This window comes from Photorhabdus africana (assembly GCF_035181445.1).
GTDB lineage: Bacteria > Pseudomonadota > Gammaproteobacteria > Enterobacterales > Enterobacteriaceae > Photorhabdus > Photorhabdus laumondii.
Genome location: NZ_JAXBVE010000031.1, coordinates 25,984 through 47,115 on the forward strand (window position 1 = coordinate 25,984; position 21,132 = coordinate 47,115).

Consider the following 21,132-nt stretch of genomic DNA (forward strand, 5'->3'; position numbering starts at 1 on the left):
CTTTTTAGTTTTTTATCGCATATATACTGGATAATGCCTATACGTTGTCGTTCTTTTTAGGTATAGCCACTCATATTCTACTTACCTTTAGCCTTTTAATAGTAAGATAACGCTTACAAGAGACATTTTGAATTGTTAGAAAGTTGCTATTCTGCCTTTACGCACATTGCTAACACCCGTTTCTAGCGTTATGTTAATTAACTCAGCATCAATATATCGCTGAGAGGCCATTCGTCTTACTAAAATAAAAGTGGAAGTAACTTCCGATTTATTAACTTGCAAACAGAGCCTGGAGGAAAACCTATGGAGATGTTATCAGGAGCTGAAATGGTCGTCCGATCGTTAATTGATCAGGGCGTTAAGCATATATTCGGTTATCCGGGGGGAGCAGTACTGGATATTTATGATGCCCTGCATACGGTTGGGGGCATTGAGCATATTCTGGTACGTCATGAGCAGGGGGCAGTTCATATGGCTGATGGTTATGCTCGTTCGACCGGGAAGGTTGGTGTGGTATTGATTACTTCCGGCCCAGGAGCAACCAATGCCATTACCGGTATTGCCACAGCTTATATGGATTCAATTCCGATGGTTGTATTGTCCGGTCAAGTTGCCAGTTCCCTGATTGGTAATGATGCATTCCAGGAATGTGACATGGTAGGGATATCCCGCCCGATCGTAAAACACAGTTTTTTAGTGAAAAAAGCAGAGGATATTCCGAAGGTACTGAAAAAAGCCTTCTATCTAGCTTCCAGCGGTCGTCCAGGACCCGTCGTTATTGATTTACCGAAAGATACGGTAAATCCGGTAGTAAAATCACCCTATATTTATCCTGATCAGATAAGTATGCGTTCTTATAATCCAACGATTCAAGGACACAAAGGGCAGATTAAGCGGGCATTAAGAAAATTATTGAATGCGAAAAAACCAGTTATATATGTAGGCGGGGGGGCGATTAACGCAGATTGTTCAGCAGAATTACTGGTATTGGCAGAAAAATTCAATATCCCTGTTGTGAGCTCCCTGATGGGATTAGGCAGTTTTCCTGCAACTCATGCGCAAAGCCTAGGTATGCTCGGTATGCATGGTACATTTGAAGCTAACAAAGCAATCCATAATTCAGATGTCATTTTTGCTGTCGGTGTACGTTTTGATGATCGTACAACCAATAATCTGGAAAAATATTGCCCGGAAGCAACGGTATTACATATTGATATTGATCCAACATCAATTTCGAAAACGGTTTCCGCAGATGTACCTATTGTTGGTGATGCGAAACAGGTGCTTAGGCAGATGCTGGCGTTGCTGGAGACAGTAGAAGATACACAAGATCCCGATGCGCTAAAAGATTGGTGGTTATCTATTCAGCAATGGCGTAGCCGTAAATGTCTCAGTTTTGATCGCAGTGGTGAAAAAATTAAACCACAAGCGGCTATCGAGGTTCTCTATCGTCTGACGAAGGGGAAAGCTTACGTCACTTCAGATGTTGGGCAGCATCAGATGTTTGTTGCATTGCATTACCCATTTGATAAACCAAGGCGTTGGATCAGTTCCGGTGGTTTGGGAACGATGGGATTTGGTTTACCGGCTGCTTTGGGCGTTAAATTGGTGAAACCGGAAGCGACGGTAGTCTGTGTTACGGGGGATGGCAGTATTCAGATGAATATTCAGGAGCTGTCTACCGCGTTGCAATATGGGTTGCCGGTACTGGTTCTTAACTTGAATAATCGTTTCTTGGGGATGATAAAACAATGGCAAGATATGATTTATGCCGGTCGTCATTCTCAATCTTATATGGAATCCTTGCCTGATTTTGTCAAATTGGCTGAAGCTTACGGTCATGTTGGTATTTCTATTCAACGTTATGATGAATTGGAAAGTAAATTGGCCGAAGCCTTGAAAGAGGTGACTGAAAATCAGCGATTGGTATTTGTTGATGTCACAGTGGATGAAACTGAACATGTATATCCTATGCAGATCCGTGGAGGAGCAATGGATGAGATGTGGTTAAGCAAAACGGAGAGAACCTGATTATGCGCCGGATTTTATCTGTATTACTCGAAAACGAGTCAGGGGCTCTGTCCCGGGTTGTTGGTCTGTTTTCCCAGCGTGGCTACAACATTGAAAGTTTAACTGTCGCCCCAACTGATGATCCGACATTATCGCGGATGACAATTCAGACTAAGGGCGATGCAAGGGTACTTGAACAGATTGAAAAACAGTTGCACAAGTTGGTGGATGTGTTACGAGTCAGCGAGTTGGCACCGGGTTCTCATGTAGAGCGTGAGATTATGCTAGTCAAATTGCAGGCCAGTGGATATGGACGTGAAGAGATAAAGCGCAGTACTGACATCTTCCGTGGGCAGATCGTTGATGTGACTGCGACCTTATATACCGTACAGTTGGTGGGAACCAGTGATAAATTGGATGCCTTTCTCGATGCTGTTCGGGATGTTGCTGAAATTGTTGAAGTTGCTCGTTCGGGTATTGTCGGTGTCTCTCGCGGGGATAAAATTATGCGATGAAAAATCGCAAACTGCGGGGCTATGTGCATACATTTATCAGGCTCTGCGATAAAGTAGGGCCTTTTTTGGGTCTATGAAGGAGTTAATGTGAAACTGGATGAAATCGCCCGCCTTGCAGGTGTTTCACGCACAACGGCCAGTTATGTAATTAATGGTAAAGCCAAGCAATACCGTGTCAGTGATAAAACGGTAGAAAAAGTGATGGCAGTGGTCAGAGAGCATAACTACCATCCTAATGCTGTGGCAGCCGGTCTCCGTGCAGGACGTACCCGTTCTATTGGTTTGGTTATTCCAGATTTAGAAAATACCAGCTATACCCGTATTGCTAATTATTTGGAACGTCAGGCTCGTCAGCGTGGCTATCAGTTATTGATAGCCTGTTCGGAAGACCAACCTGAGAATGAAATGCGTTGTGTTGAACACCTGTTACAACGTCAGGTGGATGCAATTATTGTTTCTACCGCATTACCACCGGAGCATCCTTTTTATCAACGCTGGGCAAATCGTTCTTTGCCTATTATTGCTCTCGATCGGGCACTCGAAAATGAACATTTTATCAGCGTAGTGGGTGATGATTTTGTAGATGCAAAGATGTTGGCACAAGAATTTCGTCAATTCCCTGCTGAATCTGTGCTTTATCTCGGTGCATTACCTGAATTATCAGTCAGTTTTCTGCGTGAACAGGGGTTCCGTGAAGCATGGAAAGATGATCCTCGTAAAGTGATGTATCTTTACTCAAATAGCTATGAGCGTGATGCGGCGGCTGAAGTGTTCACCAAATGGTTAGAAACTCATTCAATGCCACAAGCGTTGTTCACCACCTCTTTTGCCCTGTTACAGGGCGTCATGGATGTTACGCTTAAACACAGCGGCCGTTTACCAAATCAATTGGTTATTGCGACTTTTGGTGATCATGAATTATTGGATTTCCTTGAATGTCCAGTGCTTTCTGTAGCGCAGCGTCATCGTGAAATTGCTGAACGGGTATTGGAACTGGTGTTAGCAAGTCTAGATGAAAAGCAGAAGCCAGGGCCAGGTATCACACGGATACATCGTGACTTATGTCGGCGAGGAAGCCTGAGTCGAAAAATATGATAAAAACCCCTCATTAATTTTCTGATGGGGGGTTTTGGTTGTCAGATTTGTCTTAAAAAAAGTGTGTAAGGGCAACTTTCGAGCAGTCCTTACGTTGAGTGTTTTAGCAAAAACCGTCGTAAACCCTTCTTGCCCAGTGCGGGCGGGGAGCAGTCACTGTGATCAAATAGCAATTTTATTCATACATAAATTATTCAGTAGCAAGAAGAGCGTGGAACAGTGCTTATTTCAGTTTGAGATTTGTCTATTTACCCCTGTCTTTTACTGTTTTTTATATATTAAATTGATTTTAATAATATTTATCTTGAGGTGTTTTTGGTGCTAGTTAGTTTTAATGTTGAATGCATCAAATGAAATGATAAATATTTGTGTACAATGGTTAAATAGTAATGAAATGTAAATTATGTAAATAAATTAATCACACAACTATTTTTTTATTATTTTGCCGTAAACATTTATTCTCCCTGTGCTTGTAAAATTATTCATAATTATCATGGTGTTAATTATTATTGATATTGCTAAATTTAATAATTATGCCTCCCAACAGCCAAAATCCTGCCATCAAATATAGCTAAAGCGCATCTGCTCTGGCTTGACAAGGTTTTCGTCCCATCCGTAAACTCCTTATTGTGGGGATTAGTGGGATAAAGTGGTAATTTTTGATCACCAGGGCGACCTGAGGATGTTTCGTGATGTTTCGTGGAGCAACGCAGATAAATCTCGATAGCAAGGGGCGGCTCACCGTACCTACCCGATACCGGGCTATGCTAAATGAGGAATCACAAGGGCAAATGGTTTGTACCATTGACCTTCATCAACCGTGCTTGTTGCTTTATACATTATCTGAATGGGAAATTATTGAAGAAAAACTTTCTCGCTTATCCAGCATGAATCCGGCGGAGCGTCGGGTGCAACGTTTGCTTTTAGGTCATGCCAGTGAATGCCAGATGGATAGTGCAGGACGTCTTTTGTTAGCTAATACATTGCGTCAGCATGCAGGGCTAGTTAAAGAGGTCATGCTGGTTGGTCAGTTCAACAAATTTGAACTGTGGGATGAACAGGCTTGGTATCAACAGGTTAAAGATGATATTGCGGCTGAGCAATCCACACAGGAACCTTTATCAGTACGGCTACAGGAATTATCACTATAAATATGGCAAATAGTCATTTTAAACATACCAGCGTATTGTTGGATGAAGCAGTCAACGGACTGAATATTCGTGAAAATGGCATCTATATTGATGGCACATTTGGCCGTGGAGGGCATTCACGTCTGATTTTGTCGCAATTGGGGACAGCAGGTCGCTTAATTGCCATTGATCGAGATCCTCAGGCGATTGAAGTGGCGAAAGCGATCACAGATCCACGTTTTTCAATTGTACATGGGCCATTTTCTAAATTGGCTCACTATACAGAAAAAGCCGGGCTAATCGGTAAAATTGATGGTGTATTGCTGGATTTAGGTGTTTCTTCGCCTCAGTTGGATGATCCGGAACGCGGTTTTTCTTTTATGCGTGATGGGCCGCTAGATATGCGGATGGACCCGACTCGCGGGCAGTCAGCAGCAGAATGGCTGATGAACGCAACAGCAGATGATATTGCTTGGGTATTGAAAACATTTGGTGAAGAGCGTTTCGCCAAACGCATTGCCAGAGCAATTGTGGCACGCAATCAGGAAGAGCCAATTACCCGAACAAAAGCGCTAGCCGATTTGATTGCTCAGGCCAGCCCGGTAAAAGAAAAATATAAGCATCCAGCAACCAGGAGCTTCCAGGCTATTAGGATCTATATCAATAGTGAGCTGGAAGAGATTGAGCAGGCGCTGGAGGGCGCATTACAAGTGCTAGCACCGCAGGGGAGACTTTCAGTGATTAGTTTCCATTCGCTGGAAGATCGTATTGTTAAACGATTTATTCGTCAGAATAGTCGAGGGCCACAAGTACCGGCAGGATTGCCACTCACAGAAGAGCAATTGAAAGCACGGGGTGGGCGTAGCTTGAAATCGATTAGCAAGATGAAACCTTCAGAGGAAGAAGTGGCTGATAACCCTCGGGCTCGTAGTTCTGTTTTGCGTTTTGCTGAAAAAGTTAGTGAATAATGGCAGGTGAACGTCACGGATTAACCGGTATTATCGGCAGCGATTTGCTTAAGAATGCCAAGATACCGTTAATTCTTCTAGTCGTTGTATTGGTTTCGGCCATAGTTGTTGTAACCACTGCACATGAAACCCGCTTGTTGACGGCTGAAAGAGAACATCTGGTGGTGGAACGTGATGCATTAGATATCGAGTGGCGCAATTTGATCCTCGAAGAAAATGCCTTGGGTGATCACAGCCGGGTTGAGCGGATAGCTGTTGAAAAAATGCATATGCAGCATGTTAATCCTGCTCAGGAAAACATTGTTGTTTCACAGTGAGTTAATTTAATTATTAAAAAGGTAAGAGATGAAAGCAGTACGCTCCGTGAAGTTAAAAAGGCAAGAAGATAAAGCCAGTTTTGTTAGCTGGCGTTTTGCTTTGTTATGCGGGGGGATTGCCGTAGCTTTAATTGCCTTATTGCTGAGAGTGACTTATTTGCAGGTCATCAATCCGGATCAACTGGTTAAAGAAGGTGATTTACGTTCCCTGCGCGTGCAATCAATCCCTACCGCTCGCGGTATGATCAGTGACCGAATGGGGCGACCTCTGGCTGTCAGCGTTCCAGTCAATGCTGTTTGGGCAGATCCGAAAGAGGTATTTGAAAAAGGGGGTATTACGGATGATACCCGCTGGAAAGCTTTATCTGATGCCATTAATTTACCTCTTGAACAACTTAACGACAAAGTTAGCGCTAATCCAAAAGGCCGTTTTGTTTATTTAGCGCGTCAGGTTAACCCATCGGTTGGCGATTACATTCATAAACTGAAATTGCCGGGGATTTATTTACGTCAGGAATCCCGGCGTTATTACCCGTCAGGTCAGGTAACGGCACATATTATTGGCGTGACCAACGTTGATGGTCAGGGTATTGAAGGCGTAGAGAAAAGTTTTGATCGTTGGTTGACAGGTCAACCGGGTGAGCGGACTGTACGTAAAGATCGCTTTGGTCGTGTCATCGAAGATATCTCATCTGTTGATAGTCTGGCGGCCCACAATCTGGTATTGAGTATTGATGAACGTTTACAGGCGCTGGTTTACCGCGAATTAACCAATGCGGTGGCCTTTAACAAAGCAGAATCCGGTACAGCGGTGTTGGTGGATGTTAATACCGGAGAAGTGCTGGCAATGGCAAACAGCCCATCTTATAACCCAAATAATCGCATCAATACGCCAAAAGAAGTCATGCGTAACCGGGCTATCACCGATATTTTCGAGCCAGGTTCCACTGTTAAGCCGATGGTGGTAATGGCTGCGCTGAATGATGGTATCATCAAAGAAAATACTGTTATTAATACAGTACCTTATAGGATAAGCGGTAAGGAAATCAGAGACGTATCCCGTTATCCAGAATTATCTATCACTGGTATTTTACAAAAATCGAGTAACGTCGGTGTTTCTAAGCTAGCGTTGGCGATGCCCGCGACAGAATTGGTGGATGTTTATTCACGTTTTGGGTTAGGAAAGGCGACCAATCTGGGGTTGGTTGGAGAAAGCAGTGGCTTATATCCAACAGGAAAACAACGGTGGTCAGATCTTGATAGAGCGACCTTTTCTTACGGTTATGGGCTGATGGTAACACCATTACAGTTAGCGCGGGTCTATGCAACGATTGGTAGCTTGGGTATTTATCGTCCTCTGTCAATTACCAAAGTTGATCCACCTGTGCCAGGCACAAGAGTATTTCCTGAGCCTATTATGCGAACAGTCGTTCATATGATGGAAAGTGTGGCTCTGCCCGGCGGCGGCGGAGTGCGAGCTGCGATAAAAGGTTATCGGATTGCAATCAAGACGGGTACAGCTAAGAAAGTTGGGCCGGATGGCAAATATGCTAGTCGATATATCTCTTACGCCGCAGGTGTTGCCCCTGCAAGTAATCCAAGATTTGCACTGGTTGTGATCATTAATGATCCACTGACAGGTAAGTATTACGGCGGTGTGGTTTCTGCGCCGGTATTTGGTGCCATTATGGGGGGCGTTCTACGCATCATGAATGTGGAGCCAGATGCTTTGGCGGCAGGTGATAAAAACGAATTTGTGATTAATAAGAAAGAGGATACAGGTGGCAGATCGTAATCTACGCGATTTACTCGCGCCGTTGGGTATTGACGCCCCAGTGCGTGAGTTACGCGAAATGACATTGGACAGCCGTAAATCGTCTGCCGGAGATCTGTTTGTTGCTATTAAAGGGCACCAGACAGATGGTCGACACTACATTCCTCAAGCCATCGCACAAGGGGTTGCGGCGGTTATTGCAGAAGCCCAAGGCGAGGTTGATAACGGAACCGTACAAATTATGCATGGTGTTCCGGTTGTTTATGTGAACGATTTGAATAATAAGTTGTCACAGTTAGCTGGTGAGTTTTATTGTCACCCCGGTGATAAATTGCACTTGATTGGTGTAACCGGAACCAATGGTAAAACAACCACTACTCAATTACTTGCGCAGTGGAGCCACGGGTTAGGGGAAACCAGTGCCGTGATGGGAACGGTTGGCAATGGTTTACTGGGGCGTGTGGCGCCAAGTGAAAATACCACAGGCTCTGCTGTTGATATCCAACTGGATTTGCAACAACTTGTTCGGCAAGAGGCGACTTTTGCGGCAATGGAAGTCTCTTCTCATGGACTGGTTCAGGGGCGTGTGGCTGCGTTGCCGTTTGAGGCGGCAGTGTTTACCAATTTGAGCCGTGACCATCTTGATTATCATGGTGATATGGAACACTACGAAGCCGCTAAATGGCTGCTATTTTCCACTCATAATGTGAAGCAACAAATTATTAATGCTGATGATGAGATTGGATTGAAATGGTTATCCCGTTTACCACAAGCGGTTGCTGTAACGATGGAAAACCGTCTGCCGGAAAATTGGCAGGGCCGTTGGTTGGCAGCGCGTGAAATAAAGTATCACGATAAAGGGGTATCTATCACCTTCGAGTCTAGTTGGGGGGGCGGTACAATTGATAGTTCCCTAATGGGGGCATTTAATGTTAGCAACCTGTTGTTGGCACTTTCCACCCTATTAGCTCTGGATTATCCATTGGAAAAACTGCTTGAAACAGCTTCCTGTCTGGAACCTGTTTGTGGACGAATGGAAGTATTCACTGCACCAGGCAAACCCATTGTTGTTGTTGATTATGCTCACACACCTGATGCGTTGGAAAAAGCTTTGATGGCTGCACGTTTGCATTGTCAAGGTAAGCTTTGGTGTGTTTTTGGTTGTGGTGGTGATCGTGATAAAGGTAAACGTCCATTGATGGGGGGCGTTGCAGAGCAGTGGGCCGATTATGTGATTGTTACTGATGATAATCCGCGCAATGAAGAACCACCGGCGATTATTGCTGATATTCTGACGGGTTTGCTTGATCCGGGGAGAGCGATAGCGATTCATGGCCGTGTTGAAGCGGTAACCAACGCTATTATGCAGGCAAAAGCAGATGATGTTGTATTGATAGCGGGTAAAGGCCATGAAGATTATCAATTGGTCGGCCATCGCCGCTTGGATTACTCGGATCGGTTAACTGTTGCTCGGTTACTGGGGGTAATTTCATGATTTCCCTCACTTTGCAACAACTAGCACAAGTAACAGATGGCGTATTGAATCAGGTGACTGAACAACAGGCTGCAAATATTTGTATCAGTGATGTGACTACTGACAGCCGTCGGGTTGGCAATGGCAGTCTGTTTATTGCCTTGAAAGGTGAGCGCTTTGATGCGCATGATTTTTTTGCTGATGCAGTAAAAGCCGGTGCTGGTGCTTTGCTCGTCAGCCGCGTATTGGATATTAACTTTCCACAGGTCGTGGTTAAAGATACGCGTTTAGCAATGGGTAAATTAGCGAGTTGGGTTCGCCAGCAGAGTAATGCCCGTGTTGTTGCGTTGACGGGTTCGTCCGGCAAAACATCGGTAAAAGAGATGACCGCAGCGATTTTGCGCCAATGTGGCAACACGCTCTATACCGCAGGTAACCTGAATAATGATATCGGTGTGCCGCTGACATTGTTCAGACTGACAGAACAACATGAATTCGCTGTGGTTGAATTAGGGGCAAGCCATGTTGGTGAAATTGCCTATACCGCAGAAATGGCTCGGCCGGAAACGGCATTAGTCAATAATCTGTTTGCTGCGCATTTAGCGGATTTTGGTTCTCTTGTGAGTATTGCAAAAGCTAAGGGCGAGATTTTTACTGGCCTTCCAGAAAAAGGTACGGCGATTATCAATCTGGAAAGCAATGATTGGACTCACTGGCAACAGGTTATTGGTGACAAAACCGTACAGCGTTTTTCCATGCAACAAGCATCAGGCGCTGATTTTTACGCTACGGATATTCAGGTTAAACAACTGACGACGGATTTTTGTCTGCACACGCCTATTGGCAGCATAGAAATCAACTTGCCGTTGCCTGGGAAACACAATGTCGCCAATGCGTTAGCGGCCAGTGCGTTGGCAATCTCTGTTGGTGCAACCCTGCGAGATATTCGTCTGGGCTTGTCGGAGCTGAAAGCGGTACCGGGGCGGTTGTTTCCAATCAATCTGGCAGAAGGAAAATTGCTGCTTGATGACACGTATAACGCCAATGTTGGTTCAATGACCGTTGCGGTTCAAGTGTTATCACAGATGCCGGGTTACCGAGTGATGGTTGTTGGCGATATAGGGGCATTGGGTGAACAGTCAGCAGATTACCATCGTCAGATTGGTGAAACCGCAGCTTCTTGCGGTATCGATAGTGTGTTCAGTGTCGGTAAATTAAGTATTCATGTTAGTGAAGCGAGCGGTTGTGGTCAGCATTTTGCGGATAAAGCCGCATTGATTGCAACATTGGTTCCACTATTACGACAACACAAGGTCATTTCAGTGTTAGTTAAAGGTTCACGCAATACCACGATGGAAGATGTTGTCCACGCATTACAGGAGAGCTTCACATGTTAGTTTGGCTGGCCGAATATTTGGTCAAATATCACTCCGGCTTTAACGTCTTTTCTTACTTGACGTTTAGGGCTATCGTCAGCCTGCTGACTGCTTTGGCTATCGCATTGTGGATGGGGCCGCGCATGATCGCCTTCCTGCAAAAATTACAAATTGGGCAGGTTGTTCGCAACGATGGGCCGGAATCTCACTTTAGCAAACGTGGTACGCCGACGATGGGTGGTTTGCTGATCTTGCTTTCAATTACGATTTCTACATTGTTGTGGGTGCGCTTGAATAACCCCTATGTTTGGTGCGTGCTGATTGTGCTGATTGGTTACGGCATTGTTGGTTTCGTGGATGATTACCGCAAAGTCGTGCGCAAAGATACTAAGGGGTTGATTGCCCGTTGGAAGTATTTCTGGCAGTCCGTCCTGGCATTAGGGGTGGCGTTTGCAATGTACAGCGTCGGTAAAGATACTCCTGCAACGCAATTGGTCGTGCCATTCTTTAAAGATGTGATGCCGCAACTGGGTGTACTTTACATTCTGTTGACCTACTTTGTGATTGTCGGAACCAGTAATGCAGTGAATTTGACCGACGGATTGGATGGTTTGGCAATTATGCCAACCGTTTTTGTTGCAGCAGGTTTTGCTTTGGTGGCATGGGCGACAGGTAATGTCAATTTTGCTAACTATCTGCATATCCCTTATCTGAGCCATGCTGGTGAACTGGTTATCGTCTGTACTGCGATTGTTGGCGCAGGACTCGGTTTCTTGTGGTTCAACACTTACCCGGCTCAGGTTTTCATGGGGGATGTGGGCTCTTTGGCATTAGGCGGTGCACTGGGGACGATTGCGGTATTGCTACGCCAAGAGTTTCTACTGGTGATTATGGGCGGTGTATTTGTGGTGGAAACCCTGTCAGTTATTTTACAGGTGGGTTCTTTTAAACTGCGCGGGCAGCGTATTTTCCGTATGGCACCTATTCACCATCATTATGAATTGAAAGGCTGGCCAGAACCGCGTGTTATTGTGCGTTTTTGGATTATTTCTCTGATGCTAGTGCTGATTGGCTTGGCAACATTGAAGGTACGTTAATCATGGCGGATTATTTGGGTAAAAAAGTCGTCGTTATCGGGTTGGGGCTGACGGGTCTCTCCTGTGTTGACTTTTTTATGGCACGAGGCGTGATCCCGCGAGTGATGGATACTCGTGCGGCACCACCCGGCAAGGATAAACTGCCCGATGGTGTTGAGTGTCACAGTGGAACCCTGAATGCTGACTGGTTGATGGATGCTGACTTGATTGTTGTAAGCCCGGGCGTTGCCTTGGCAACGGCGGAATTGCAGGCTGCGGCTAATGCAGGTATTGAAATTGTTGGTGATATCGAGTTGTTTTGCCGTGAAGCAATAGCCCCGATAGTCGCCATTACGGGCTCTAATGGTAAAAGTACCGTTACCAGTCTTGTCGGTGAAATGGCGAAAGCGGCTAATTGGCAGGTGGGTGTTGGCGGTAATATTGGCCTACCTGCATTAGAATTGTTGAAGAAATCTTGTCAGCTTTATGTCTTGGAGCTCTCCAGTTTCCAGTTGGAAACTACATATAGCCTGAACGCAACAGCCGCCGCTGTGCTTAATGTGACTGAGGACCATATGGATCGCTACCCTCAGGGCGTATCTCAGTACCGGGCGGCTAAATTGAGAATTTATCATCAGGCGAAAAGATGCATTGTGAATGCTCAAGATCCCCTGACACTGCCTGAAATGGGTATGGATAGCCGTTGTGTTAGCTTTGGTGTCGATTGTGGTGACTACCAGCTTGATAGTGAAAATGCCTGTTTGAAAGTTCACAACCAATCACTGTTGGCGACAAATGAAATTAAGCTGACTGGACGGCATAACCACGTCAATGGGTTGGTTGCATTGGCTTTAGCTGATGTGGTGGGTATTCCTCGTGAAGCCAGTTTGACAACATTGACGGTTTATCCGGGGCTTGATCATCGTTTCCAGCTTGTTCGTCTGAACAACGGGGTGCGTTGGATTAACGATTCTAAGGCGACCAATGTTGGCAGTACGGTAGCGGCGCTCGATGGTCTGAACCTAGAGGGCACGCTCTATTTACTGTTAGGTGGTGATGGTAAGTCGGCAGACTTTTCTCCGCTTAAACCTTTCCTGAGCGGGAATAAAGTTCAGCTCCACTGCTTTGGTCGGGATGGAGAACAGTTGGCGCAACTACGCCCGGAAATAGCGACATTGACTGAAACTATGGAACAGGCGATACGTGATATTGCTCCGCGGCTGGTGGCTGGTGACATGGTGCTGTTATCTCCTGCTTGTGCAAGCCTTGATCAGTTCCGTAATTTTGAACAGCGTGGTCATGAGTTTACTCGTTTGGCAGAGGAGTTGGGCTGATGTCTATTCCGGGATTCAGTAGATTAAAAGACTGGGTTATTGGTGGCCGTGAAACTGATGCCACCAATATGGTGTTGTATGATCGCACACTGGTTTGGCTGACACTCGGATTGGGAATTATCGGCTTTGTTATGGTGACATCAGCATCAATGCCGGTTGGGCAACGTCTTGCAGAAGATCCGTTTCTGTTTGCTAAGCGTGATGCGATTTATCTCTTGCTGGCTTTCGGGGTGTCATTGATCACACTGCGTGTCCCGATGGATTTCTGGCAACGTTATAGCAACCTGATGCTGCTTATTTCCGTTATTTTGTTGCTGGTTGTTCTGGTCGTGGGAAATTCAGTCAATGGAGCATCGCGTTGGATTGCCATTGGGCCTTTGAGAATTCAACCTGCTGAGTTATCGAAACTTTCTCTATTTTGCTATCTCGCCAGTTATTTGGTGCGCAAAGTAGAGGAAGTGCGGAATAACTTTTGGGGATTTTGTAAGCCAATGGGCGTGATGGTCGTGTTAGCGGTGTTGCTTCTGGCTCAACCTGACTTGGGAACGGTGGTTGTACTGTTTGTAACAACGTTGGCAATGTTATTTCTGGCCGGGGCAAAGTTATGGCAGTTTCTCGCGATTATTGGTTCGGGGGTGTTCGCGGTGGTTCTGTTAATCATTGCTGAACCTTACCGTATACGCCGTGTAACTTCCTTTCTGGACCCTTGGGAAGATCCATATGGCAAGGGTTATCAATTAACGCAATCTTTGATGGCTTTTGGTCGTGGGGAATTTTTAGGACAAGGGCTAGGAAATTCAGTACAGAAACTGGAATACCTGCCGGAAGCACATACTGACTTTATTTTCTCTGTTTTGGCAGAAGAATTAGGTTACGTAGGTGTGGTTTTGGTGTTGTTAATGATATTCTTCGTCGCTTTTCGCGCAATGACGATAGGTCGTCGCGCATTACAGATGGATCAGCGTTTTTCGGGCTTTCTGGCTTGTTCGGTAGGTATCTGGTTCAGTTTCCAGGCTCTGGTTAACGTTGGGGCCGCCGCAGGTATGTTACCGACTAAAGGTCTGACTTTACCTTTGATTAGTTACGGTGGTTCAAGTTTGCTGATTATGTCGACAGCTATCGTATTGCTATTAAGAATTGATTTTGAAACACGCTTGGCAAAAGCTCAGGCGTTTGTAAGGAGCCCCCGATGAGTGGCAAAACCCGGCGTTTGATGGTGATGGCAGGTGGAACTGGAGGACATGTCTTCCCAGGGTTGGCTGTAGCTCATCATTTAAAAGACCAGGGCTGGGATGTTCTCTGGTTGGGAACAGCGGATCGTATGGAAGCCGATTTAGTACCGAAACATGGCATTGACATTGAATTTATTCAGATTTCTGGTCTGCGAGGTAAAGGGATCAAAGCATTGTTAGCTGCCCCGATCCGAATTTTCAAGGCAATCCGTCAGGCAAAGGCGATTATACGTCGCTATCAGCCAGATGTTGTACTTGGCATGGGGGGATATGTTTCTGGTCCCGGTGGTATTGCTGCATGGATGTGCGGTATTCCGGTTGTGTTGCATGAGCAGAATGGTATTGCCGGGCTGACAAACCGGTGGCTGGCTAAAATCGCTACGACTGTTTTACAAGCATTTCCCGGCGCATTTCCAAAAGCGCCCGTTGTTGGTAACCCTGTCCGTGAAGATGTGTTGGCACTGCCTATACCTAAACAACGTTTGACAGGGCGTGAAGGTCCGATTCGGGTTCTGGTTGTTGGCGGCAGTCAGGGGGCGAGAATTCTTAACCAGACAATGCCTGAAATTGCTGCCCGTATGGGTGATAAAATGACTCTTTGGCATCAGACAGGCAAAGGGGCTAAAGAAAGTGTGCAGAATGCCTATGATAATTCAGTTAAATGCGAACATAAGATTACTGAATTTATTGACGATATGGCACAAGCTTATGCTTGGGCTGATGTGGTGATTTGTCGTTCTGGCGCGTTGACGGTGAGTGAAGTGTCAGCGGCGGGATTACCTGGGATTTTTGTGCCATTTCAGCATAAAGATCGTCAGCAATACTGGAATGCGTTACCTCTAGAAAAAGTTGGCGCTGCAAAAATACTGGAACAACCCCAATTTACGGTTGATGCAGTAATCGAATTGTTAACTCAGTGGCAACGGCCACAATTGCTGGAAATGGCGGAAAAAGCCCGTTCAGCAGCAATTGTTGATGCAACTGAGAGAGTATCGGCGGCATTAATCGATGCGGCAAAAAAATGATTTACACCGCCTTAAAAGGGGCGGTGAAGCAAACATATATAGTGAAGAAGAAAACGTGAATACACAACAACTGGCGAAATTAAGAGCTTTCGTGCCTGAGATGAGAAAAGTCAGGCATATCCACTTTGTTGGCATCGGTGGTGCTGGCATGGGGGGGATCGCCGAAGTGTTGGCTAATGAAGGTTATCAGATTAGTGGATCTGATTTGGCGCCAAACCCGGTAACTCGGCAACTGACTAAATTGGGCGCTCAGATTTATTTTAACCATCGTCCTGAAAATATACTGGATGCCAGTGTTGTTGTGGCTTCAAGCGCAATTCAGGCGGATAACCCGGAAATTGTTGCAGCTCGTGAGGCCCGAATTCCGGTTATTCGCAGAGCGGAGATGTTGGCAGAACTGATGCGCTACCGTCATGGTATTGCTATAGCCGGGACTCACGGCAAAACAACTACAACGGCGATGATTTCTAGCATCTATGCACAGGCTGGTTTAGATCCCACGTTTGTTAATGGTGGTTTAGTTAAAGCGGCAGGAACGCATGCTCGTCTTGGCAGTAGCCGTTATTTAATTGCGGAAGCTGACGAAAGTGATGCTTCTTTCTTGCATTTGCAGCCGATGGTGGCGGTCATTACGAATATCGAAGCAGACCATATGGATACCTATCATGGTGACTTCGAAAACTTGAAACAGACGTTTATCAACTTCTTGCACAACTTACCTTTTTACGGGCGTGCAGTGATGTGTATTGATGATCCGGTTGTCAAAGAGTTAATTCCTCGTGTTGGGCGCTATATCACGACGTATGGTTTTAGTGAAGAAGCCGATGTCCGTATTACCCATTATCAGCAAAAAGGTGCTCAGGGATATTTTACTGTTAGTCGTCAAGATATGGCGGATCTGAAAGTCGTACTGAATGCACCGGGTCGCCATAATGCGCTGAATGCGGCGGCGGCAGTGGCTGTTGCGACGGAGGAAGGGATTTCTGGCAGTGATATTTTGGCTGCGTTGGCAGGTTTTCAGGGAACCGGGCGCCGTTTTGATTTTTTGGGGAATTTTCCTCTGGAACATGTTAACGGCAAAGGGGGCAGTGCAATGTTGGTTGATGATTATGGTCATCATCCAACGGAAGTGGATGCAACTATTAAAGCCGCTCGTGCTGGCTGGCCGGATAAACGGATTGTGATGATATTTCAACCTCATCGTTATACCCGAACCCGTGATTTGTACGATGACTTTGCCAATGTATTGAATCAGGTAGATATATTGCTGATGTTGGATGTTTACTCTGCGGGTGAAGTGGTTATTCCGGGGGCTGATAGTCGTTCGTTGTGCCGTACTATCCGTAGCCGCGGTAAGTTAGATCCGATTTTGGTCTCTGATCCGGCAAAGGTGACCACTGCGTTGGCACAGGTGCTGGATGGTCATGATTTAATTCTGGTTCAAGGGGCCGGCAATATAGGCAAAATAGCGCGTAATCTGGCTGAAACAAAATTACAGCCATCTTTGAATGAGGAAAAACGCAATGGCTGAGAAAGTCGCGGTACTGTTGGGGGGAACTTCCGCTGAGCGTGAAGTTTCGCTGTTATCGGGACAAGCCGTGTTGGCTGGATTGAGAGAAGCGGGTATTGATGCACATCCAGTTGATACAAAAGATTTTCCTGTGACTCAACTTAAAGAGGCCGGATTTGAGAAAGTCTTTATCGCGCTTCATGGGCGTGGTGGGGAAGACGGTACTTTGCAAGGGGTATTGGAATTTTTGCAGTTACCCTATACCGGCAGTGGCGTGATGGCCTCTGCACTGTCAATGGATAAATTGCGTACAAAACAGGTATGGCAGGGAATTGGGTTGACTGTTTCGCCATATGTTTCAATTAATTCTCAGCAATTTGAACGATTGACGGATTCTCAACTCCAAGAATATGTAGCAGATTTAGGTTTGCCATTAATTGTTAAGCCAAGTCTGGAAGGTTCCAGTGTTGGTATGACTAAGGTTAATGAGATTTCAGAGTTGCGTGGCGCATTAGAGGCAGCGTTTCGTTATGACGTTGACTTGCTGGTAGAAAAATGGTTGTACGGCCCGGAATACACAGTAGCCATCCTTGGTGATACGGCTTTACCTTCTATTCGTATTCAACCCGCTGCTGTTTTTTATGACTATGATGCAAAATATTGGTCTGAAGAAACGCAATATTTTTGTCCAAGTGGCTTAAGTGATGAAAAAGAGCAGCAGTTGACAGAACTGGCGCTTAAAGCTTATCAGTCAGTTGGATGCAGTGGTTGGGGGCGAGTTGATGTCATGATGGATACTGATGGTGATTTTTATCTGTTGGAAGTGAATACCTCTCCGGGGATGACCGGTCACAGCTTGGTACCGATGGCTGCGCGTCAGGCTGGATTAAGTTTTTCACAGTTGGTGGTAAAGATTTTGGAGTTGGCTGATTGATATGTCTCAAGCGGCCCTGAAAGTGAGGGGGCGGGATAATGAAAATAGCAGTTCCCGTCCTAGTAACGGCTCTTACCTGGCAGGGCTTATCTTCTTCCTGATGGTGCTTGGGACCATTCTTTGGGGAGGTTTGGCCGTCCTTAACTGGATGAAAGATGCTAATAGATTGCCTATTTCAAAACTGGTGGTAACGGGTGAGCGTCACTACACTACCAACGATGATATCCGGCAGGCAATTTTGTCATTAGGGCAACCGGGAACTTTCATGACTCAGGATGTGAATATCATTCAGCAACAAATTGAACGGATGCCGTGGATAAGGCAAGTCACTGTCCGTAAACAGTGGCCTGATGAACTGAGAATTCATCTGGTAGAATATGTTCCTTATGTGCGCTGGAATGACACACAGATGCTGAATGCCGAAGGTCAGGTATTCAGCATTCCGGCTGAATGGGGAGCTAAAGGGTATTTCCCGATGCTTTATGGCCCACAAGGCAGTGAAAAAGAAGTACTTGATGGTTACCGAGCCATGGCTAAACTTCTCGCTGCCAATAAACTGAAATTAAAAGCGGCGGCAATGACTGCGCGTCGTTCCTGGCAACTGATGCTGGATAATGATATCCAGCTAAAGCTGGGAAGAATGGATACAACAGGCCGTATTAAACGTTTTATCGAGCTTTATCCGCTGTTACAGCAGAACACAGAGAAAAGGGTAGATTACGTGGATTTGCGTTATGACAGTGGTGCCGCGGTAGGTTGGGCACCTTTACTCATTGGTGATCCTAATGCTCCGGTCAAAGGGCAATAAACAATTACTGGCAATAATTATATGAGGCAGGCAGAACAACGATGATCAAATCGACGGACAGAAAATTAGTAGTTGGCCTAGAGATTGGCACAGCAAAGGTATCTGCCCTTGTTGGTGAAATTCTGCCCGATGGTATGGTTAATATTATCGGGGTGGGAAGCTGTCCATCCCGCGGTATGGATAAAGGCGGTGTCAACGACTTGGAGTCGGTGGTTAAATGTGTACAGCGAGCTATCGATCAGGCTGAATTGATGGCTGATTGTCAAATTTCCTCTGTTTATCTGGCGTTATCTGGAAAACATATTAGTTGTCAGAATGAAATCGGGATGGTTCCTATTTCCGAAGAGGAAGTTACTCAGGAAGATGTAGACAATGTTGTTCATACTGCCAAATCAGTTCGTGTACGTGATGAATACCGAATACTGCATGTTATTCCGCAAGAATATGCTATCGATTATCAGGAAGGCATTAAAAATCCGGTGGGGCTTTCCGGTGTGCGTATGCAGGCGAAAGTTCACTTGATTACCTGTCATAATGATATGGCGAAGAATATTGCAAAAGCGGTTGAACGCTGTGGTTTGAAAGTCGACCAGCTTATTTTTTCCGGGTTGGCTGCCAGCTATGCTGTTTTGACCGAAGACGAGCGTGAATTGGGCGTTTGCGTGGTAGATATTGGCGGCGGGACGATGGATATTGCGGTGTATACCGGCGGAGCGCTGCGTCATACCAAAGTTATTCCTTATGCCGGTAACGTTGTCACCAGTGATATTGCTTATGCCTTTGGCACGCCACCAAGCGATGCAGAAACGATAAAAGTACGCCACGGTTGTGCACTAGGTTCGTTGGTCAGCAAAGATGAAAGTGTGGAGGTACCTAGTGTCGGTGGACGCCCACCACGTAGCTTACAGCGTCAGACGTTGGCTGAAGTCATTGAGCCGCGTTACATCGAATTACTGAATTTAGTGAATGATGAAATCTTGCGATTGCAGGAACAGTTACGCCAGCAGGGGGTTAAACACCATCTGGCGGCGGGTATTGTCTTGACTGGCGGTGGTGCTCAGATTGATGGTTTGGCTGAATGTGCTCAGCGTGTGTTCCATGCTCAGGTGCGTATCGGCCAGCCTCTTAATATTACTGGTCTGACGGACTATGCGCAGCAACCCTATTATTCAACAGCGGTAGGGCTGCTGCATTATGGAAAAGCCTCTCATCTTAATGGTGATGCGGATATTGAAAAACATGTTTCAGTGAGCCGTTGGTTTAAGAGAGTCAGTAGCTGGCTGAAAAAAGAGTTTTAATTTTATACAGAGGCTGAACTTTTTTTTAGTCTCGGTATAAAGGCACAAAGCGGAGAGAAACTATATGTTTGAACCAATAGAATTAACCAATGACGCGGTGATTAAAGTCATCGGCGTCGGCGGTGGCGGCGGTAACGCTGTTGAGCACATGGTGCGTGAACGCATCGAAGGTGTTGAATTCTTTGCAGTAAATACGGATGCTCAGGCATTGCGTAAAACTGCTGTCGGCCAGACTATCCAGATTGGTAATGGTATTACTAAAGGTTTGGGGGCTGGGGCAAACCCGGAAGTTGGTCGTACTGCTGCTCAAGAAGATCGGGATGCATTGCGCACCGCGCTTGATGGTGCCGATATGGTATTTATCGCTGCCGGTATGGGTGGTGGTACCGGTACTGGTGCAGCGCCTGTAGTAGCTGAAATTGCAAAAGAGCTTGGGGTTCTGACAGTTGCTGTGGTGACTAAGCCTTTCAATTTCGAAGGTAAGAAGCGCATGGCGTTTGCCGAACAAGGGATCACTGAATTGTCTAAGCATGTAGATTCATTGATTACTATCCCTAACGACAAACTGTTAAAAGTGCTTGGCCGCGGTATTTCACTACTGGACGCTTTCGGCGCAGCGAATGATGTTTTGAAAGGTGCGGTTCAGGGTATCGCTGAACTGATCACGCGTCCAGGTCTAATGAATGTTGACTTTGCTGATGTGCGTACCGTGATGTCCGAAATGGGCTACGCTATGATGGGTTCCGGTATTGCACAGGGTGAAGATCGTGCGGAAGAAGCCGCTGAGATGGCGATATCCAGCCCATTGCTGGAAGATATCGACTTGTCAGGCGCTCGTGGTGTTCTGGTTAACATTACTGCTGGCTTTGATCTGCGTTTGGATGAATTTGAAACGGTGGGTAACACGATCCGTGCATTTGCATCTGATAATGCAACTGTCGTGATTGGTACCTCTCTGGATCCAGACATGAATGATGAGTTGCGTGTGACGGTGGTTGCCACGGGTATTGGTATGGATAAACGTCCTGAAATTACGTTGGTTACCAATAAATCTTCTCAGTCAAGCGTAATGGAACACCGTCATCAGCAAATGTCTGGCGGTATGTCTTCATTGTCTGAAGAAAATAAACCAGCAGCAAAAGTGGTGAATGACCAAAGCGTACAAACTAGCAAGGAGCCCGATTATTTGGATATTCCTGCATTTTTGCGTAAACAGGCCGATTAATAGCTAAAAAATTGGATTCTCCGCTTTTTGT

18 protein-coding genes are annotated in these 21,132 nt (G+C 45.9%); all 18 read left to right on the forward strand.

Annotated elements, in window-relative coordinates; translation table 11 throughout:
- The first annotated feature begins 303 nt into the window (after positions 1–303).
- Entirely contained in the window at positions 304–2,031 is a 1,728-nt protein-coding gene (ilvI, locus tag SLS51_RS16655; RefSeq protein WP_323839777.1) for an acetolactate synthase 3 large subunit, read from the forward strand.
- 2 nt (positions 2,032–2,033) lie between these two features.
- The gene (gene ilvN, locus SLS51_RS16660; RefSeq protein ID WP_011147828.1) at positions 2,034–2,525 is read left to right on the forward strand and encodes an acetolactate synthase small subunit; all 492 of its coding nucleotides are present in this window, start codon (positions 2,034–2,036) and stop codon (positions 2,523–2,525) included.
- 87 nt (positions 2,526–2,612) lie between these two features.
- A complete protein-coding gene (gene cra / locus SLS51_RS16665; RefSeq protein ID WP_323839778.1) occupies positions 2,613–3,620 on the forward strand; it encodes a catabolite repressor/activator in 1,008 nt (335 codons plus the stop codon).
- Between the two features lie 692 nt (positions 3,621–4,312).
- Positions 4,313–4,771 carry a division/cell wall cluster transcriptional repressor MraZ gene (gene mraZ / locus SLS51_RS16670; RefSeq protein ID WP_011147826.1) on the forward strand — a complete coding sequence of 153 codons (459 nt, stop codon included), beginning with the start codon at positions 4,313–4,315 and terminating at the stop codon, positions 4,769–4,771.
- Between the two features lie 2 nt (positions 4,772–4,773).
- Positions 4,774–5,718 carry a 16S rRNA (cytosine(1402)-N(4))-methyltransferase RsmH gene (gene rsmH / locus SLS51_RS16675; RefSeq protein ID WP_323839779.1) on the forward strand — a complete coding sequence of 315 codons (945 nt, stop codon included), beginning with the start codon at positions 4,774–4,776 and terminating at the stop codon, positions 5,716–5,718.
- Positions 5,715–6,035, forward strand: a complete 321-nt coding sequence (gene ftsL / locus SLS51_RS16680) for a cell division protein FtsL (protein WP_041380284.1) — start codon at positions 5,715–5,717, stop codon at positions 6,033–6,035. The genes rsmH and ftsL overlap by 4 nt, the downstream gene beginning before the upstream one ends.
- A gap of 28 nt (positions 6,036–6,063) precedes the next feature.
- Positions 6,064–7,830 carry a peptidoglycan glycosyltransferase FtsI gene (locus tag SLS51_RS16685; protein ID WP_011147823.1) on the forward strand — a complete coding sequence of 589 codons (1,767 nt, stop codon included), beginning with the start codon at positions 6,064–6,066 and terminating at the stop codon, positions 7,828–7,830.
- The gene (murE, locus tag SLS51_RS16690) at positions 7,817–9,304 is read left to right on the forward strand and encodes a UDP-N-acetylmuramoyl-L-alanyl-D-glutamate--2,6-diaminopimelate ligase (protein ID WP_323839780.1); all 1,488 of its coding nucleotides are present in this window, start codon (positions 7,817–7,819) and stop codon (positions 9,302–9,304) included. The genes SLS51_RS16685 and murE overlap by 14 nt, the downstream gene beginning before the upstream one ends.
- Positions 9,301–10,680 (forward strand): UDP-N-acetylmuramoyl-tripeptide--D-alanyl-D-alanine ligase, encoded by a 1,380-nt coding sequence (murF, locus tag SLS51_RS16695; protein ID WP_323839781.1) that lies wholly within the window; start codon positions 9,301–9,303, stop codon positions 10,678–10,680. Before murE ends, murF begins: the two co-directional genes overlap by 4 nt.
- On the forward strand, positions 10,674–11,756 hold the full coding sequence (gene mraY / locus SLS51_RS16700) for a phospho-N-acetylmuramoyl-pentapeptide-transferase (RefSeq protein ID WP_323839782.1): 1,083 nt from the start codon (positions 10,674–10,676) through the stop codon (positions 11,754–11,756). The genes murF and mraY overlap by 7 nt, the downstream gene beginning before the upstream one ends.
- Positions 11,757–11,758: 2 nt before the next feature.
- Positions 11,759–13,069: a UDP-N-acetylmuramoyl-L-alanine--D-glutamate ligase gene (gene murD, locus SLS51_RS16705; protein ID WP_323839800.1), complete on the forward strand. Its 1,311-nt coding sequence runs from the start codon at positions 11,759–11,761 to the stop codon at positions 13,067–13,069.
- The gene (ftsW, locus tag SLS51_RS16710; RefSeq protein ID WP_323839783.1) at positions 13,069–14,262 is read left to right on the forward strand and encodes a cell division protein FtsW; all 1,194 of its coding nucleotides are present in this window, start codon (positions 13,069–13,071) and stop codon (positions 14,260–14,262) included. The genes murD and ftsW overlap by 1 nt, the downstream gene beginning before the upstream one ends.
- On the forward strand, positions 14,259–15,326 hold the full coding sequence (gene murG / locus SLS51_RS16715) for an undecaprenyldiphospho-muramoylpentapeptide beta-N-acetylglucosaminyltransferase (protein WP_323839784.1): 1,068 nt from the start codon (positions 14,259–14,261) through the stop codon (positions 15,324–15,326). Before ftsW ends, murG begins: the two co-directional genes overlap by 4 nt.
- Positions 15,327–15,381: 55 nt before the next feature.
- Positions 15,382–16,857, forward strand: coding sequence for a UDP-N-acetylmuramate--L-alanine ligase (murC, locus tag SLS51_RS16720; protein WP_323839801.1), 1,476 nt, complete (start codon positions 15,382–15,384; stop codon positions 16,855–16,857).
- Positions 16,850–17,770 carry a D-alanine--D-alanine ligase gene (locus SLS51_RS16725; RefSeq protein WP_323839785.1) on the forward strand — a complete coding sequence of 307 codons (921 nt, stop codon included), beginning with the start codon at positions 16,850–16,852 and terminating at the stop codon, positions 17,768–17,770. The genes murC and SLS51_RS16725 overlap by 8 nt, the downstream gene beginning before the upstream one ends.
- 1 nt (position 17,771) lies before the next feature.
- On the forward strand, positions 17,772–18,578 hold the full coding sequence (gene ftsQ, locus SLS51_RS16730; protein ID WP_323839786.1) for a cell division protein FtsQ: 807 nt from the start codon (positions 17,772–17,774) through the stop codon (positions 18,576–18,578).
- Between the two features lie 41 nt (positions 18,579–18,619).
- On the forward strand, positions 18,620–19,876 hold the full coding sequence (gene ftsA, locus SLS51_RS16735) for a cell division protein FtsA (RefSeq protein ID WP_011147813.1): 1,257 nt from the start codon (positions 18,620–18,622) through the stop codon (positions 19,874–19,876).
- Between the two features lie 64 nt (positions 19,877–19,940).
- Positions 19,941–21,101: a cell division protein FtsZ gene (ftsZ, locus tag SLS51_RS16740; RefSeq protein WP_323839787.1), complete on the forward strand. Its 1,161-nt coding sequence runs from the start codon at positions 19,941–19,943 to the stop codon at positions 21,099–21,101.
- Positions 21,102–21,132 lie beyond the last annotated feature (31 nt).

Coding starts and splice junctions, on each gene's coding strand:
- ftsW (WP_323839783.1), top strand. CDS start 13,069: ATGTCTATTCCGGGATTCAGTAGATTAAAAGACTGGGTTATTGGTGGC.
- SLS51_RS16725 (WP_323839785.1), top strand. CDS start 16,850: ATGGCTGAGAAAGTCGCGGTACTGTTGGGGGGAACTTCCGCTGAGCGT.
- murF (WP_323839781.1), top strand. CDS start 9,301: ATGATTTCCCTCACTTTGCAACAACTAGCACAAGTAACAGATGGCGTA.
- mraZ (WP_011147826.1), top strand. CDS start 4,313: ATGTTTCGTGGAGCAACGCAGATAAATCTCGATAGCAAGGGGCGGCTC.
- SLS51_RS16685 (WP_011147823.1), top strand. CDS start 6,064: ATGAAAGCAGTACGCTCCGTGAAGTTAAAAAGGCAAGAAGATAAAGCC.
- ftsQ (WP_323839786.1), top strand. CDS start 17,772: ATGTCTCAAGCGGCCCTGAAAGTGAGGGGGCGGGATAATGAAAATAGC.
- rsmH (WP_323839779.1), top strand. CDS start 4,774: ATGGCAAATAGTCATTTTAAACATACCAGCGTATTGTTGGATGAAGCA.
- ftsA (WP_011147813.1), top strand. CDS start 18,620: ATGATCAAATCGACGGACAGAAAATTAGTAGTTGGCCTAGAGATTGGC.
- mraY (WP_323839782.1), top strand. CDS start 10,674: ATGTTAGTTTGGCTGGCCGAATATTTGGTCAAATATCACTCCGGCTTT.
- ftsZ (WP_323839787.1), top strand. CDS start 19,941: ATGTTTGAACCAATAGAATTAACCAATGACGCGGTGATTAAAGTCATC.
- ilvI (WP_323839777.1), top strand. CDS start 304: ATGGAGATGTTATCAGGAGCTGAAATGGTCGTCCGATCGTTAATTGAT.
- ilvN (WP_011147828.1), top strand. CDS start 2,034: ATGCGCCGGATTTTATCTGTATTACTCGAAAACGAGTCAGGGGCTCTG.
- murG (WP_323839784.1), top strand. CDS start 14,259: ATGAGTGGCAAAACCCGGCGTTTGATGGTGATGGCAGGTGGAACTGGA.
- murD (WP_323839800.1), top strand. CDS start 11,759: ATGGCGGATTATTTGGGTAAAAAAGTCGTCGTTATCGGGTTGGGGCTG.